This window comes from Mesorhizobium sp. WSM1343 (assembly GCF_055901535.1).
The window spans coordinates 1,484,956-1,500,324 of the sequence record NZ_CM148370.1; the positions used below are offsets into that span (position 1 = coordinate 1,484,956).

Sequence of the window (15,369 nt, forward strand, 5' to 3'; positions counted from 1 at the left end):
TCGCCGGCCAATCTCGGCCCCCAAGCGGAGCAAGTCTCTGATTCCGGGGACAAAGCCGGGCTGCGTGGTCAGTGCCGGCCAGGCGGCGTTTTGCTCCTCGCGATGACGCGTTACCGGGGTGACATCAAACTGTCATGCGACTGTTATAATCGAAGGCTATTGGCCTCAGCGGGCGCCGACTGACGAGCGCCGAGAGACCATCTTCCGAACAGGAGCAGGCCACATGAAGAAATTCCTCTATACGGCGTCGGCCGCTGCGCTTGCGCTCGCCGCGTCGTCCGGCTTCGCCGCCGCGCGCGACCAGATCCAGGTCGCCGGATCATCGACCGTGTTACCTTATGCCAAGATCGTTGCCGAGCAGTTCGGCGAAACGTTCACCAACTTCAAGACCCCGGTCGTCGAATCCGGCGGCAGCGGCGCCGGCATCAAGGAATTCTGCAAGGGCGTCGGCGAAGACACGATCGACATCGCCAACTCGTCGCGTCCGATCAAGGCGGACGAACTCAAGTCCTGCGCCGCCGCCGGCGTGAAGGAAGTCCAGGAAGTCCGGATCGGCTATGACGGCATCGTCTTCGCCACCGACATCAAGGGCCCGGACTGGGCCCTGGTTCCCGCCGACATCTACAAGGCGCTCGCGGCCAAGCTGGTCGTCGACGGCAAGCTCGTCGACAATCCGAACACCAAGTGGAGCCAGGTCAATCCGAAGCTGCCCGACTGGGACATCGCCGCCTACATTCCGGGCGAAAAGCACGGCACGCGCGAAGTGTTCGAGACCAAGCTCCTCGATGCCGGCTGTGACAAGGCTGCTCTCAAGGCCGCCGGCATTGCCGACGACAAGGAAATCGGCAAAACCTGCATTGCCATCCGCAAGGACGGCAAGGCCGTCGACATCGATGGCGACTATACCGAGACGCTCGCCCGCATCGACTCCAACAAGACCGGCGTCGGCGTGTTCGGCCTCGCCTTCTATGAGAACAATGCCGACAAGCTGAAGGTCGCCACCGTGGAAGGTATCGTGCCTTCGACCGAGACGATTGCCAGCGGCAAGTATCCCGTCTCGCGCCCGCTGTTCTTCTACGTCAAGAAGGCGCATCTGGGCGTCGTTCCCGGCCTCAAGGAATATGTCGAGTTCTTCCTCGACGACCAGATGGTTGGCCCGGAAAGCCCGCTCGCCGAATACGGCCTCGTTGCTGCTCCGGATGCCGAGCGTCAGGCCCAGCGTGACGCTTTCGCCGCCGGAAAGTCGATGTAATCAAGCTGCCGAACCGGGGTGCGGGTCAAATCCGCGCCCCGGTTTCACCGCAGGCCGCAATGGCGGCTGCGTTAGAATTTCCCTTGGGGTGGGTCCATGTCGTCCTTGCTCGTACTGGCCATCGTCGTTGCCCTCGGCCTGGTTGCCTTTTTCATCGGCCGGCAGCGTGCCGCGGCCCAGGACAATGGCAAGGTCAAGCCGCATTCGCGTGCCCACTATCACGGCTGGTGGGCGTTCCTGCTCGCCGTCCTGCCTGCTCTTTTGCTGCTTGCCGTCTGGGCCGTCGGTTCTTCGGTCTATCTTGACCGGCACATCCACGCTGCCTTGCCCGAGCGTACCGTCGACAGCAAGGTTGCCAGCGAGGCACTGGATGTCAGCCTGGTAAAGAGCCTCGCCAGGGGCCTGCGCAAACTCGATGCTGGCACACTGGCCGCAATGCCTGCCAGCTTTGCCGAGTTGCAGCCGCTGCTCGCCGCCAAGGGCGTGGCACTGGCGAGCGACACACAGGATTACATGATCCCGATCGCTGTCGAGGCGAACAAGGTCCAGGACCGGCTCGGCCTGTTCGGTGCCATTGTCATTCTGGCTTCCTCGATCGCCGGCGCCTTCTATGCGCTCAGGCAGATCGAGCCGCGCGCCAGGGCGCGCAACAATGTCGAGCGGCTGATGCTGTGGGGGCTGCTTGCCGCCTCCACCATCGCCATCCTGACCACCGTCGGCATCGTGCTTTCGATGCTGTTCCAGACGATCACCTTCTTCGAGAGCGTCTCGCCGATGAGTTTCTTCTTCGGCACGGTCTGGGATCCGCGTTTTGCCGCTGCCGGTTCGGGCGGCAGCCAGGGCCAGTTCGGCCTGATCCCGCTTCTTGCCGGCACGCTCTATATCGCCGCCGTCGCGCTGCTGGTTGCGGTGCCGGTCGGGCTGATGTCGGCTGTCTACATGGCCGAATACGCAACGCCCAGGGTGCGCTCGGTGGTCAAGCCGGCGCTTGAACTGCTGGCCGGCATACCGACCATCGTCTACGGCATCTTCGCCGTCGTCACGCTTGGGCCGTTCCTGCGCGACCTGTCCGCGGCGCTGACCGGCGGCTCGCCGTTCATCCAGGGCCAGAGCATCTTCACCGCCGGCCTGGTCATGGGCGTCATGCTGATCCCGGTCGTCTCCTCTCTCTCAGACGACATCATAACCGCGGTGCCGCGCGCCATGCGCGACGGGTCGCTCGGCCTCGGCGCGACCCGCTCCGAGACGATCAAGCGGGTGATCCTGCCGGCGGCACTGCCCGGCATCGTCGGCGCCATCCTGCTGACTGCCTCGCGCGCCATCGGCGAAACGATGATTGTCGTGCTGGCGGCGGGCGTCGCCGCCAACCTCACCATCAACCCGTTCGAGGCGATGACGACCATCACCGTCAAGATCGTCAACCAGCTCACCGGCGACCTCGAGTTCAATTCGCCGCAGACGCTGGTCGCCTTCGCGCTCGGGCTGACGCTGTTCACGCTGACGCTGGTGATGAACATCGTCGCGCTCTACATCGTGCGCAAATATCGGGAGCAGTACGAATGACCGACATTCCCATGGATACGATGGTCAGGCCGGCGGCCCATCCGCGCCGCGACATCGGCCTGAAGGCCCGTTACGCCGCCGAACGCCGTTTCCGCATCTATGGCGTCGTGGCGATTTCCGTAGGCCTGGCGTTCCTGGCAATCATGCTGATCACCATCGTCTCGAAAGGCTACACCGCCTTCTGGCAGACGACGGTATCGCTGCCGATCACGTTCGACGAGAAGGTGATCGATCCTTCCGGCAAGCGCGCAACCGATCCGAGCGTTCTGATCAAGGCGAATTATCCCAAGCTCGCAGAAAACGCGCTGGTGGCCAAGCTCGGCATTTCTCCTGATGACAAGCCGATGATCCAGAAGCTCAAGGGCTTCCTTTCGGAAGGCGCCCGCGTCCAGTTGCGCGACATCGTTGCCGCCGATCCCTCGGTGATCGGCACGACACGCGACGTCAACATCCTCGCCGCCGCCAATCTCGACTCGGCTTTCAAGGGCCAGATCGACCTCAGTGTCGAGGAAGCGCGACGCAAGGTCTCGGACCAGCAGATCGCCTGGATGAACAAGCTCAAGGCCGAGGGCGCGATGGCCGAGCACTTCAACAGCGGCCTGTTCACCTACGGCGCCTCCAGCCGCCCGGAAACCTCGGGCATGGGCGTGGCGATCATCGGCTCGTTTTATATGATGGTGATCGTGCTGCTGCTCGCGCTGCCGATCGGCGTCGCCGCCTCCATCTATCTGGAGGAATTCGCCAAGAAGAACCGTTTCACCGACCTTATCGAGGTCAACATCAACAATCTGGCCGCAGTGCCGTCAATCGTCTTCGGCTTGCTCGGCCTCGCGGTGTTTATCAATTTCCTGGGCATGCCGCGCTCCGCCGCTTTCGTCGGTGGCCTGGTGCTGACGCTGATGACGCTGCCGACGATCATCATCGCGACGCGCGCCGCGCTTGCCGCGGTGCCGCCGTCGATCCGCTCGGCAGCTCTCGGCCTTGGCGCCTCCAAGATGCAGATGGTGTTCCAGCACATCCTGCCGCTTGCCGCACCCGGCATCCTCACCGGCACTATCATCGGTCTTGCGCGCGCGCTCGGCGAAACCGCGCCTCTGCTGTTGATCGGCATGGTCGCCTTCGTCGCCGATCCACCGACGACGCCTTTCGATCCGGCCACCGCGCTGCCGGTGCAGATCTATATGTGGGCGAACGAGGCCGAACGCGCCTTCGTCGAGCGTATGTCCGGCGCCATCATCATCCTGCTCGTCTTCCTCATGGCCATGAACATCACCGCGATCGTGCTTCGGCGTCGGTTCGAGCGGCGCTGGTAGAAAAAAGGCATTTTGGTATGAACATCATGACCGAACAGTCCCTTGAAAACGCAGTGGGCGACAAGATGAAGTCGAACGAAGTGATCAAAATGCGCGGCGACAAGGTCGGCGTGTTCTACGGCGAGAAGCAGGCGCTGTTCGACGTCGATCTCGACGTCCGCCTGAACCAGGTGACGGCGCTGATCGGCCCCTCCGGCTGCGGCAAGTCCACCTTCCTGCGCTGCCTCAACCGCATGAACGACACCATCGATTCAGCACGGGTAACCGGCAAGATCACGCTCGACGAAGAGGACATCTACGACAAGAACATCGATGTCGTCGAACTCAGGGCGCGCGTCGGCATGGTGTTCCAGAAACCCAATCCGTTCCCAAAGTCGATCTACGAGAACGTCGCCTATGGTCCGCGCATCCACGGATTGGCCAAGCGCAAGGCCGACATGGATCAGATCGTCGAGTCCAGCCTGAAGAAGGCGGCGATCTGGAACGAGGTCAAGGACCGTTTGCAGGAACCTGGCACGGGTCTTTCCGGTGGCCAGCAGCAGCGCCTGTGCATTGCACGCGCCATCGCCGTGTCACCCGAGGTGATCCTGATGGACGAACCGTGTTCGGCGCTCGACCCGATCGCTACCGCTCGTGTCGAGGAACTGATCGACGAACTGCGTCAGAACTATACGATCGTCATCGTCACCCATTCGATGCAGCAGGCAGCGCGCGTGTCGCAGCGCACCGCGATGTTCCATCTTGGCTATCTGGTCGAGGAGGGCGCCACCGACAAGATGTTCACCACCCCCGACGACAAACGCACCCAGGACTACATCACCGGCCGGTTCGGCTGATCTCTGGCATATGAGGGACGAAGATCATGGGTGAACATACCGTCGCATCTTTCGATGAGGATCTGGAGCAGATCAGCCAGCTGATCCGCGACATGGGCGATCTCGCCCGCTCGATGGTCGGTGGCTCGACCAGGGCTTTGCTCAATTCGGACAATGCGCTGGCGCAGCGGGTGGTTTCCGACGACGCCATCATGGATGCACGCCAGCGCGAGCTGGACGATCGCGCCATCACGCTGATCGCCAAGCGCCAGCCGATGGCCAACGATCTGCGTGCGGTGGTCGGTTCGATCCGCATGGCCGGCGACCTCGAGCGCATCGGCGACCTTGCCAAGAACATCGCCAAGCGCGTCGGCACTGTCGGGCTGAGCGTCACGCCGCACGACCTTTCGCATTCGATCGACGCAATGGCGCAGCTGGTGCTGATCCAGGTGCAGGGGGTCGTCGACGAGTATGCCGCCGCTGACGCGGCAGCGCTTGCCACGCTCAGAAACAATGATGAACGCATCGACGTCAAATACACATCGGTGTTCCGCGAACTGCTGACCTACATGATGGAAGATCCGCGCAACATCACGGCGTGCACGCACCTGTTGTTTTGCGCCAAGAACCTCGAGCGGATCGGCGACCACGTGACCAACATCGCCGAAAATGCCTATTATGTTTTGACCGGCACGCAGTTGCCAGCCAACCGTCCGAAGCAGGACGAGACGGCAATGTCCGCGCCAGCGGCATGACAGGGGTGACCAGCCGATGATCGCGCCACGCATCATGGTGGTGGAGGATGAGGAGCCGCTAGGCGTGCTGCTCCGCTACAATCTCGAATCCGAAGGTTACCAGGTCGAAGTGGTGACGCGCGGCGACGAGGCCGAAATCCGGCTGCAGGAGAACGTTCCAGACCTTCTGGTGCTCGACTGGATGGTGCCTGCGGTTTCCGGTATCGAACTCTGCCGCCGGCTAAGGATGCGTCCCGAGACCGAGCGGCTGCCGATCATCATGCTGACCGCGCGAGGCGAGGAAAGCGACCGCGTGCGCGGCCTCTCGACCGGTGCCGACGACTATCTGGTCAAGCCTTTCTCGACGCCGGAGTTCATGGCCAGGGTCAAGGCGCTGCTGCGCCGGGCCAAGCCGGAAGTGCTGTCCAGCGTGCTCAAGGTCGGCGATATCGTGCTCGATCGCGAGTCGCACCGTGTCTATCGCAAGAAGAGCGAGATCCGGCTCGGGCCGACGGAATTCCGCCTGCTTGAATTCATGATGCGCCATCCAGGCCGCGTGTTCTCGCGCAGCCAACTGCTCGACAATGTCTGGGGCGAGACGATCTACATCGACGAACGCACGGTCGATGTGCATGTCGGCCGGCTGCGCAAGGCGGTCAACAACGGCCGTATGCCCGATGTCATCCGCACCATCCGTGGGGCGGGTTACGCCATTCGCGAGGACTGAACTCCCTCGTTTGAACTCACGCCACGTTCTTGCCGCCGAGACCGGATCTCGCCTGCACGCCCGGCGCAAAAATCTCCTGATCGACGAAGATCAGCGCCCGCATGGCGCAGCCTTCGCGGATCAGCGGCAGTTCGTTCGGCTCGGTGTCGAAGGAAATCGACTTGGAATGCTGGCCGCCGGCGGTCTGGGCAATCGCTTGCCGCAATGCCGGCTCGATCAGGTCGAAGGCGGCGGCGCTGACGCCGACCATGGCGACCGGCGCCGGATCGATCAGCGCAAACAGGCTGCCGAGGCCGTAGCCGAGCGCTTCGCCGGCCTTGCGATAGGCTTCCCGTTCGGGCCCGTCCCTCTCGCGGGCGGCGGCAGCCAGGGCGCGCATGTCGACGTCGCTGACATCGGCGACGGGTTCTGCATCCTCGCCCATCTGCCGCGCGTTGCGCCAGATGGCATAATTGCCGGCATAGGCTTCGACGCAGCCGCGCCGTCCGCAGCGACACAGCGCCCCGTTCGGCCGATGAATCATGTGGCCGAATTCGCCGCCCGAGGAATGGGTGCCGGTGAACAATTCGCCCTTCAGCACCAGCCCCATGCCGATGCCGTGCGACAAAAGGATAGCGATGAAATCGTCGCGGTAACGATCGGGATCGCGCCAGCGCAGCGCCACCGCCATCATGTTGCAGTCGTTCTCCATAATGGCGGGGACGCCGAACTCCTCTTCGAATATGTCGGCGAAGGCGATGTCGGTGTGCGGCGTGATCGGCGACCACAGCATGGCGCGGGCACGGGTGTCGGTGATGCCCTGGACGGCCAGCGCGATACGAGCGATGCTGCGCACGTCCAGGTCGGGATCTTCCAGGCGGCGCCGCACGATTGCCGTGCACTCACCGATCAGCGAGTCGCGCGACATCGTCAGCGTGTCGAGCCGGCGCTGTTCCTCGGATATTACCTGGCCGGCATAGTCGATGACGGCGACCGAGAGGAAGTTCAGCGACAGCACCACGGTCATTACCGCGGCCGCTTCCGGATTGAGGCTGAGGCCGACCTGCGGACGGCCGCGTTTGAGCGAGCCGGCCTCGCTCGGCTTGCTTTCGGTCAGGATGCCTTCGACGATCAGGTCGGATGAGATCGCCGAGATCGTCGAATGGCTGAGGCTTGTGGTTGCGGCGATCTCGGTGCGCGACGGCTGTCCGGCGCGGCGCACCGCGGCGATCACCATCGCGCGGTTGCGGCGGCGCAAATCGTCGTGGCGGATTCCGACCGACATGCTCTTTCATATCCTCCCGGTCGCCGCGGTTCTTCCTGCCCTGGAACGCTGTCGGTGACGCGGTCAAATACTGGCAGAAGCCGCGCGCCGTGTCATTTATTTATTCCGAGGCCCGAAAAAAATTCGAAACGACATCAAAATCCATCAGAATCGATGTTGACAGCGTTCGGGCGTTGGCCCAGTATTTTTTCGAGGCTCGAAAAAATAGGGCCTTTGTGCCGGCCTTCGGGCCAGTTTGGTCGCGCCATACGCGGCGCAGGGAGGATAATATGAAAAGATTCACAGCCGCCATCCTGGCGGGTGCCGCCATGTCGCTGACGCTCGCGTCTGTCGCGCAGGCGAAGGACAAAGTCGTCGGCGTTTCGTGGTCCAACTTCCAGGAGGAACGCTGGAAGACCGACGAGGCCGCCATGAAGACGGCGATCGAGGCCGCCGGCGACAAGTACATCTCCGCCGATGCGCAGTCCAATCCCGGCAAGCAGCTTACGGACGTCGAAAGCCTGATCTCGCAGGGCGCCAATTCCCTGATCATCCTGGCGCAGGATGCTTCGGCCATCGGCCCGGCCGTGCAGAAAGCCCTGGACGAAGGCATTCCGGTCGTCGGCTATGACCGGTTGATCGAGAACAAGGATGTTTTCTATCTGACCTTCGACAACAAGGAAGTCGGCCGCATGCAGGCCCGCGAAGTGTTCAAGGTCAAGCCGGAAGGCAACTACGTCTTCATCAAGGGCTCCGGTGCCGATCCCAATGCCGACTTCCTGTTCTCGGGCTCGATGGAAGTGCTCAAGGAAGCCATCGACAGCGGCAAGATCAAGAATGTCGGCGAAGCCTACACGGATGGCTGGCTGCCCGCCAACGCCCAGAAGAACATGGAACAGTTCCTGACCGCCAACGACAACAAGGTCGACGCGGTGGTCGCGGCCAATGACGGCACTGCCGGTGGCGTCGTCGCGGCGCTGACGGCTCAAGGCTTGGCCGGCACCGTGCCGGTCTCGGGGCAGGACGGCGACCACGCCGCGCTGAACCGCATCGCCCTGGGCACGCAAACCGTGTCGGTGTGGAAGGACGCGCGCGAGCTCGGCAAGAATGCCGCCGAGATCGCCTCGCAACTGGCCGACGGCAAGAAGACGAGCGACATCGCCGGCGCCAAGGACTTCACGACGCCGGGCGGCAACACCGTCAAGTCGCTGTTCCTGACTCCGGTTGCCATCACCAAGGACAATCTCAACGTCGTCATCGACGCTGGCTGGATCAAGAAGGACGAAGTCTGCGCGGGTGTCGCTGCCGGCACCGTCGCGGCCTGTAACTGATCCGGACCACTTCGAAATATCTGAACGCCGCGGCCCAAAAGCCGCGGCGTTTTCTCAAAGAATTGTGTTTCCGCATCATGCGGATAGCTTCTAGGCTGGGCTCCGGCATGCGCGTCAGACGGCCAGCCGGTGGGAGGAAATCATGACCGACACGACGTCCAACCCGCAGGCCGATACGGCGCGCGCGTCGGAACTCGGCGCCGTCGCCCGGTTCCTGAAGGCGACCGAGATCGACACCCGGATGCTCGGCATGATCGGCGCGCTGCTGGTCATCTGGATTGGGCTGCATGTCATTTCAAGCCTGCGCCTCGGCGTCAATCCGCTCGATTTCGACAGCCGCACCTTTCTCACGCCGCGCAATCTGTGGAACCTGTCGGTGCAGACATCCGCGGTCGCCATCATGGCCTGCGGCATGGTGCTGGTCATCGTCATGCGCAACATCGACCTGTCGGTCGGTTCCGCCGAGGGCCTGATCGGCATGGTGATGGGATTTGCCCAGGTGCATTTCCTGGTGCGTTTTGTCGGGCTCGAACTCGGCAATCCGTGGATCTGGGTCCTGGCGCTGGTCATCGGCCTGGCGCTCGGCCTGTTGATCGGCGCCTTTCAAGGCTTCGTCATCGCCTATCTCGAAGTGCCCGCCTTTATCGTGACGCTGGGCGGCCTGCTGGTCTGGCGCGGTGCTGCCTGGTGGGTCACATCAGGCCAGACCGTGGCGCCGCTTAACGCCACCTTTCAGCTGATGGGCGGCGGGCCGGCGGGATCGATCGGCGCAACCTGGAGCTGGGTTGTCGGGATCGTCGCCTGCCTCGCCGTGGTGTTTGGGCTGTTCAACGGGCGGGTGCAGCGCAAGCGTTTCCGTTTTCCGCTACGTCCGATCTGGGCCGAGGCGCTGCTCGGTGTCGTCACCTGCGGCGCCATCATGGGTGCGGTCTGGCTCGCCAACTCCTACCCCTGGCCGATCGGCATCGTGAACAGATATGCGGCCGCCAACAACATCACCGTTCCCGAAGGCGGCCTGTTCATCGCCCACGGTATCGCCATACCGGTGCTGATGGCGGTCGCCGTCGGGCTGGTCATGACCTTCATCACCAACCGCACCCGTTTCGGCCGCTATGTCTTCGCCATCGGCGGCAATCCCGAGGCGGCCAATCTCGCCGGCATCAACACGCGCTGGATCACCATGAAGGTGTTCATGATCATGGGCGTGCTGGCCACGATTGCCGCGGCGATCTCGTCGGCCCGGCAGAATTCGGCCACCAACGTGCTTGGAACGCTCGACGAGCTGCTCGTCATTGCAGCCGCCGTGATCGGTGGCACGTCGCTAGCCGGCGGGTCGGGAACGATCATCGGCGCCATGCTCGGCGCCCTGCTGATGCAATCGCTGCAGTCCGGCATGGTGCTGCTTGGTGTCGACTCGCCGCTGCAGAGCATCGTCGTCGGCGCCGTACTGGTGATCGCCGTGTGGCTCGACACCGTCTATCGCAAGCGCGTCTAGGAGGGCATGCCATGACTGACAAGACTGCTCCTGCAGCCACCGCGCTGATCGACATGAGGAACATCTCGATCGCGTTTGGCGGCATCCGCGCCGTCGACGACGCCTCGATCGATCTTTTCCCCGGCGAGGTCGTGGCGCTGCTCGGCCATAATGGCGCCGGCAAGTCGACATTGATCAAGATCCTGTCCGGCGCCTACAAGCGCGATTCGGGCCAGATCTTCGTCAACGGCGAGGAGGCATCGATCTCCAACCCGCGCGACGCCAAGAAATACGGCATCGAGACGATCTACCAGACGCTGGCGTTGGCCGACAATGTCGACGCCGCCGCCAATCTGTTCCTCGGCCGCGAGTTGATGACCGCCTGGGGAACGCTCGACGACGTTGCCATGGAGGCCGAGGCGCGCAAGGTGATGGGTCGGCTCAATCCCCGGTTCCAGCGTTTCAAGGAGCCGGTGATCAAGCTGTCGGGCGGCCAGCGGCAATCGGTGGCGATCGCGCGTGCGATCCTGTTCAACGCCCGCATCCTGATCATGGACGAGCCGACGGCCGCACTTGGTCCGCAGGAAACGGCGCAGGTCGGCGAACTGGTCAAGCAGCTGAAGTCCGACGGCATCGGCATCTTCCTGATCAGCCACGACATCCACGATGTGTTCGAGCTTGCCGACCGGGTCTGCGTCATGAAGAACGGCCAGGTGGTCGGCACCGCCCGCACCACTGATGTCACCCAGGACGAGGTGCTGGGCATGATCATTCTGGGCAAATGCCCGCCAGGCGCCATTCCCGGACCGGGCGCGCTGAAGATCGCGGCCCGAGATCAAGCCAGATCGCGGTTGCCGGACACGTGATATGCCAGCCGTAGGGATGGCTTGGCCTTGGCATTGTGTTGGCAGGGCGACTTGCGCATAAAGGTCCGACATTGCTCAGGGACCGCACGATCCGTTGAAGAAGCTTTTCCCGATCATCGCCTTTATCGCCGTCGCGCTGATCAGCATGGTGATGGCAGGTTTTGCCTACTTCGCCACGCAGGAAGCCGCGCGCATCAAGTTCGAGGCGACTGCCGACGATGCGCTCAACCGGATCGAGAGCCGCATCGACCTGCATCTGTCGCTGCTGCGCTCGACGCAGGCCCTGTTCGACGCCCGCAATGGCGGTATTTCTCGCAGTGAGTTCAAGGCGTTCTTCACTGCGCTCGATGTCGACAAGAATTTCGCCGGCTTGCGCGGCATCGGCTTCCTCAGGCTGGCAAAGACGGGCGACGAGGCGACGGTCGAACGCGACATGCTGCACGATTATGGCGTCAGTCATCCAATCTACCCGGATACCACGCAACCCTGGCGCACCCCTATCGTGCTGTTCGAACCGCTGGATTCATCCAATCAGGCCGGCATCGGCTACGACATGTTCAGCGAACCGGTGCGGCGTGCGGCGATCGAAAAGGCGATGTCCGACGACCAGCAGCACGCCAGCGGGCTGGTGCAGCTGGGCCAGGACACGGGCGCCGCGCAGACGTTCACCGGCTTCTTCGTTTTCGTGCGGCTCAATGTCGAAACCGCTCCCGACGTCATCAATGCTTCGAGATCCTCGACATCAGGTTTTCTCTATGCGGCCTTTCGGGCTCGCGATCTGTTCCAGACCGCGCTCAGCCGGTCGCCGCTTTTGCCGGTCAACACCGAAATCTATGATGGCGATGGTGCCGTGAACGGCGACAATCTGTTGTTCCGGTCGGAGACGCCGCCGGCTTCCACTTTCGGGAACAGGCTGCTGGTCACGCGAAAGATCATCGTCGCCGGACAGCCATGGACTGTCCTGTTCCGGCCGACAAGCGCCTTCTCGCAGCCGTCGTCGCGCGCCATTCCGGTGATGCTGGGGCTGTTCGGCCTGCTGTTGGCGGGCGCAATCGCGCTTGTGGCGCGCTATCAGGAGCGGGCCTATGAGGCAGCGTCGCGATTGCACGAAACGACGGAAAAGAGCCTGATCGAAAAAGACCTGATGCTGCAGGAGATGAAGCATCGCATCAAGAATTCGATCACCAGGGTGCTGGCGATCGCGCGTCAGACGGCATCGCGGGCGACCGACGTCAACGAGTTTTCAGCGTCCTTCTCGGCTAGGCTGCAGGCGATGGCGGCCTCCCAGGACATGCTGACGCGCTCACGCTGGCAGAAGGCGGATCTTGGCGATCTCCTGCGCATCGAGCTGGGTCAGGTGTTCGGCAAGGAGCTGCCCGATGAGCTGTTGTCGGGACCACAGGTGCTGCTCGACGAAACCACGACGCAAGCGCTCGGCCTGACCTTCCACGAACTGGCGACGAATGCGCTGAAATACGGCGAGGCCGGCAATTCCGTTGGGGCGCTGAAGGTGGACTGGTCGCTCGAAGGCCGAGGGCGCGACAGGATGCTGGCTCTCAACTGGCGCGAAAACGGGCAGAAGAAACTTGAAGCGCCCGCCGAGACCGGATTCGGCACCAAGCTGATCGACCTCAACGTGACGCGCGAATTGCGCGGTACGATCAAACGGGATTACCAAGCCAATGGGCTGAACGTGGAAATCAAAATTCCACTCGCCAATTGAGCGCGACCGTTGCCGACAAGGGGGAAGCATCCAGACATCAAAAACCCGGAAGCCGGCGGACCGGCCTCCGGATCGACGTTTCGATTATCGCCGAATTAGTTGCAGCGAGCCGTGTAGATCCGGCCGCGATGATCGCGATATTGGCAATAGCCGTTGCGCAGGTTGCGCACCAGCAGGCCGGAACCGGCACCCACGGCCGCGCCGATCAGCGCGCCCTTACCGCCGCCGACCAAGCCGCCGACACCGGCGCCGATCAAGCCGCCGCCAACCACGTCCTTCTCAGTCGAGGTGCAGCCGCTGACCGCGACCACCGCAACCAGGGCAATAATCATCTTCCGCATAGAGTCACTCCTCACTTTGTGTCCTCACTTTAGTAAGCTCCAGCCGCCATTTAGCATGAAATGACGGCCTTTGCTGCTGCAATCTATTGTTGGTGAAGATAGTCTTTTTCTGGGCGTATCGTGTTCGATGCCATTACCAGGCTGGAAATTGCCAAAGACGCGTCAAGCGTACCATCGGCGCGCACATTCCAGACGATCTGATCATAGTCGTCCTCAAGCGCCGGATCGACCGCAAGACATTTGGCGACGATGTGGTCAGCCTGCCCTTGCACGTCGCCCAAGACGAATGGGCGTTCGGCCACGCATTGCTCGGCCGTCGCGAAAACGCTTACGGGCACCTGGAGTTCACGGCAGTCGGCCATCGTGTTCGAGCAACCGATGACCAGCAACAATGCAGCGATATGTTCCATGGCGAGAAGTCCTCTCGCCATAGTAACGATCTACATTCGCCAAAGTTCCTGGCTGGCTTGATCGGCCGGGGAAATAAGATGGCGCTACAGCCGATTCGGCCACCGGCCGAAACGAGGTGGCCTAGTAGACCAGTTGGTGCAGGGCGACCGCCATGATCACCGCCACCAAGGCCAGCGCAACAAGGCGCAAAGCTCCGTTGGGAACAGGAGCCAGCGGTGGCGCGGAAGCCTCGGAGTCCTCAAACTCGCCCATGGAAATCCGGGCGGCCTGCTCCAGTCTGTTCATGTCGGCAACCGTCAAGGCATTCCTCCCACCATGCTGCAAATCCTGCTGCGGAAATGTTCGGTGATGCAACAAGTTCCAGCGGTATCCGGGAAAAACAGCATCTGCTTTTATGGTGAACGGCGGGTTAAGGAAGGTCGCTCAATCCGTCTCGAAATTGCCGTGCGGAACGACAAGGCGGTATTCAAGGCGGCCAGCCGCGATTTCGAGCGTCGCCGTTCCGTTCAGTGACGCCGGCACGACCCGTTCGAGTGCGACGCTGCCGAAGCGCTTCTCGCTACGCCTGACATCACTGGCGCCGATTGCCTCCGCCCATGTCAGGGACAGGGAGGTTCCCGTGTCGTCGGCGGTCAGGTTGGCTGTAACATTGACGTACCCGCCGGGCCGCGACAGGGCGCCGTAGCTCACCGAATTGACGGCGAGTTCATGCATCGCAAGGCCGATATGCAAGGCAGCGTTGGGATTGAGATAGGGGTTTGCCCCCTGAAACCTCAGGCTCCGAACCGGATCGCCGCCATAGCGGCCAACCTGGCCCGACACGAGTTCGCGAAGTGCTGCACCCCGCCAGTTGGAAGAGGTCACGAGATCCTGGGACGAGGCCAGCGATTGCAGCCGGCCGCGAAAGCGTGTCAGGAAATCGCCGATGCTGTCGGAGTAGCGGCCGGTCTGGGTGGCTATGCTCTGGATGATCGCCAGCAGGTTTTTGGAGCGATGGCTCACCTCTCGCAACAGCGTCGTCAGGGTCTGCTCGCGGCGCTTCTGCTCCGTCGTCTCGACCATCGTGGTGACGACGCCTTGCACGGTGCCACCATCGCCGTGATCGGCATCGATCCACACCTCGAACCAGCGGCTGCCATCCTCGACGGGAACGCTGATCTCGAGACGTTGGGGGTTGCCGGATGCAATGACGTCGCGCTTGGCCGCGCCGATGCGGTCGGCCTGCGCCTCCGGCAGGATGCCGATGCTGTCGGCGGTGTCCGAAACCCAGGGCGCACGCATGTTGCGCGCCCATACGGTTTTCATCTCGCGATCCTGGTAGAGAACGGAAATGCCGGCATTGTGCAACGCGTGAAGAAGAGCACGACCGAGCTGCATGCCGCTGTCGGCGGGATGGAGGGCGATGACTTCATCGCTTTGCACGGCGTCTTTCCTGTTTCCGGTCCTGGAACCCATCGGCCAATCTGTCCACCCAATTCAGGCTGAACGGCTCATCGTTGAATGGGTTCCAAACAGGTTTCCGGAAAACCCGCCGCTAAAAACGGTCCGCCGGACGGCGTCCTTTGAGGGACACCGC

General features: G+C 62.6%; 15 protein-coding genes. 10 read left to right on the top strand and 5 right to left on the bottom strand.

The features are described from left to right. Positions 1 to 223 precede the first annotated feature (223 nt). From AC0NIL_RS07180 to phoB, 6 genes are all read left to right on the top strand, one after another. Positions 224 to 1,252, top strand: a complete 1,029-nt coding sequence (locus AC0NIL_RS07180; RefSeq protein ID WP_027163159.1) for a PstS family phosphate ABC transporter substrate-binding protein — start codon at positions 224 to 226, stop codon at positions 1,250 to 1,252. Positions 1,253 to 1,348: 96 nt separating this feature from the next. Next, on the top strand, positions 1,349 to 2,815 hold the full coding sequence (gene pstC, locus AC0NIL_RS07185; RefSeq protein WP_063173198.1) for a phosphate ABC transporter permease subunit PstC: 1,467 nt from the start codon (positions 1,349 to 1,351) through the stop codon (positions 2,813 to 2,815). Continuing rightward, positions 2,812 to 4,128 (top strand): phosphate ABC transporter permease PstA, encoded by a 1,317-nt coding sequence (gene pstA / locus AC0NIL_RS07190; RefSeq protein ID WP_063173197.1) that lies wholly within the window; start codon positions 2,812 to 2,814, stop codon positions 4,126 to 4,128. Before pstC ends, pstA begins: the two co-directional genes overlap by 4 nt. Positions 4,129 to 4,145: 17 nt before the next feature. Next, positions 4,146 to 4,964 (top strand): phosphate ABC transporter ATP-binding protein PstB, encoded by an 819-nt coding sequence (gene pstB, locus AC0NIL_RS07195; RefSeq protein WP_013529271.1) that lies wholly within the window; start codon positions 4,146 to 4,148, stop codon positions 4,962 to 4,964. A gap of 26 nt (positions 4,965 to 4,990) precedes the next feature. Next, positions 4,991 to 5,698 carry a phosphate signaling complex protein PhoU gene (gene phoU, locus AC0NIL_RS07200; protein ID WP_013529272.1) on the top strand — a complete coding sequence of 236 codons (708 nt, stop codon included), beginning with the start codon at positions 4,991 to 4,993 and terminating at the stop codon, positions 5,696 to 5,698. Positions 5,699 to 5,714: 16 nt separating this feature from the next. Further along, positions 5,715 to 6,404 carry a phosphate regulon transcriptional regulator PhoB gene (gene phoB, locus AC0NIL_RS07205; protein WP_010911896.1) on the top strand — a complete coding sequence of 230 codons (690 nt, stop codon included), beginning with the start codon at positions 5,715 to 5,717 and terminating at the stop codon, positions 6,402 to 6,404. A 16-nt stretch (positions 6,405 to 6,420) separates the two neighbouring features. Here phoB and AC0NIL_RS07210 read toward each other — a convergent pair whose 3' ends face one another. Next, positions 6,421 to 7,668, bottom strand: a complete 1,248-nt coding sequence (locus AC0NIL_RS07210) for an ROK family protein (protein ID WP_275954326.1) — start codon at positions 7,666 to 7,668, stop codon at positions 6,421 to 6,423. 269 nt (positions 7,669 to 7,937) lie between these two features. Here AC0NIL_RS07210 and xylF point away from each other — a divergent pair, with 269 nt between their 5' ends. From xylF to AC0NIL_RS07230, 4 genes are all read left to right on the top strand, one after another. Next, positions 7,938 to 8,978 (top strand): D-xylose ABC transporter substrate-binding protein, encoded by a 1,041-nt coding sequence (gene xylF, locus AC0NIL_RS07215; protein ID WP_013529274.1) that lies wholly within the window; start codon positions 7,938 to 7,940, stop codon positions 8,976 to 8,978. A 142-nt stretch (positions 8,979 to 9,120) separates the two neighbouring features. Continuing rightward, on the top strand, positions 9,121 to 10,473 hold the full coding sequence (locus AC0NIL_RS07220) for a sugar ABC transporter permease (protein WP_013529275.1): 1,353 nt from the start codon (positions 9,121 to 9,123) through the stop codon (positions 10,471 to 10,473). A gap of 11 nt (positions 10,474 to 10,484) precedes the next feature. After that, positions 10,485 to 11,318 carry an ATP-binding cassette domain-containing protein gene (locus tag AC0NIL_RS07225; RefSeq protein WP_275954324.1) on the top strand — a complete coding sequence of 278 codons (834 nt, stop codon included), beginning with the start codon at positions 10,485 to 10,487 and terminating at the stop codon, positions 11,316 to 11,318. Between the two features lie 94 nt (positions 11,319 to 11,412). Then, positions 11,413 to 13,041: a CHASE domain-containing protein gene (locus AC0NIL_RS07230; protein WP_275954323.1), complete on the top strand. Its 1,629-nt coding sequence runs from the start codon at positions 11,413 to 11,415 to the stop codon at positions 13,039 to 13,041. 95 nt (positions 13,042 to 13,136) lie between these two features. On the opposite strand, the gene AC0NIL_RS07235 is transcribed toward AC0NIL_RS07230, so the two are convergent. The 4 genes from AC0NIL_RS07235 to AC0NIL_RS07250 all read right to left on the bottom strand — a co-directional run bounded on the left by AC0NIL_RS07235 (position 13,137) and on the right by AC0NIL_RS07250 (position 15,248). Then, positions 13,137 to 13,382: a YMGG-like glycine zipper-containing protein gene (locus AC0NIL_RS07235; protein ID WP_013529278.1), complete on the bottom strand. Its 246-nt coding sequence runs from the start codon at positions 13,380 to 13,382 to the stop codon at positions 13,137 to 13,139. A gap of 83 nt (positions 13,383 to 13,465) precedes the next feature. Further along, on the bottom strand, positions 13,466 to 13,792 hold the full coding sequence (locus AC0NIL_RS07240; protein ID WP_013529279.1) for a hypothetical protein: 327 nt from the start codon (positions 13,790 to 13,792) through the stop codon (positions 13,466 to 13,468). A gap of 121 nt (positions 13,793 to 13,913) precedes the next feature. Then, the gene (locus AC0NIL_RS07245) at positions 13,914 to 14,093 is read right to left on the bottom strand and encodes a hypothetical protein (RefSeq protein WP_013529280.1); all 180 of its coding nucleotides are present in this window, start codon (positions 14,091 to 14,093) and stop codon (positions 13,914 to 13,916) included. A gap of 123 nt (positions 14,094 to 14,216) precedes the next feature. Beyond that, positions 14,217 to 15,248, bottom strand: coding sequence for a sensor histidine kinase (locus AC0NIL_RS07250; RefSeq protein WP_063169141.1), 1,032 nt, complete (start codon positions 15,246 to 15,248; stop codon positions 14,217 to 14,219). Between the last annotated feature and the right edge of the window lie 121 nt (positions 15,249 to 15,369).

Bases quoted from the DNA above. Each gene is read 5' to 3' on its own strand.
- phoB (WP_010911896.1), top strand. From the start codon at position 5,715: ATGATCGCGCCACGCATCATGGTGGTGGAGGATGAGGAGCCGCTAGGC.
- AC0NIL_RS07220 (WP_013529275.1), top strand. From the start codon at position 9,121: ATGACCGACACGACGTCCAACCCGCAGGCCGATACGGCGCGCGCGTCG.
- AC0NIL_RS07225 (WP_275954324.1), top strand. From the start codon at position 10,485: ATGACTGACAAGACTGCTCCTGCAGCCACCGCGCTGATCGACATGAGG.
- AC0NIL_RS07250 (WP_063169141.1), bottom strand. From the start codon at position 15,248: ATGGGTTCCAGGACCGGAAACAGGAAAGACGCCGTGCAAAGCGATGAA.
- AC0NIL_RS07235 (WP_013529278.1), bottom strand. From the start codon at position 13,382: ATGCGGAAGATGATTATTGCCCTGGTTGCGGTGGTCGCGGTCAGCGGC.
- phoU (WP_013529272.1), top strand. From the start codon at position 4,991: ATGGGTGAACATACCGTCGCATCTTTCGATGAGGATCTGGAGCAGATC.
- pstA (WP_063173197.1), top strand. From the start codon at position 2,812: ATGACCGACATTCCCATGGATACGATGGTCAGGCCGGCGGCCCATCCG.
- AC0NIL_RS07210 (WP_275954326.1), bottom strand. From the start codon at position 7,668: ATGTCGGTCGGAATCCGCCACGACGATTTGCGCCGCCGCAACCGCGCG.
- pstC (WP_063173198.1), top strand. From the start codon at position 1,349: ATGTCGTCCTTGCTCGTACTGGCCATCGTCGTTGCCCTCGGCCTGGTT.
- AC0NIL_RS07180 (WP_027163159.1), top strand. From the start codon at position 224: ATGAAGAAATTCCTCTATACGGCGTCGGCCGCTGCGCTTGCGCTCGCC.
- xylF (WP_013529274.1), top strand. From the start codon at position 7,938: ATGAAAAGATTCACAGCCGCCATCCTGGCGGGTGCCGCCATGTCGCTG.
- pstB (WP_013529271.1), top strand. From the start codon at position 4,146: ATGAACATCATGACCGAACAGTCCCTTGAAAACGCAGTGGGCGACAAG.
- AC0NIL_RS07240 (WP_013529279.1), bottom strand. From the start codon at position 13,792: ATGGAACATATCGCTGCATTGTTGCTGGTCATCGGTTGCTCGAACACG.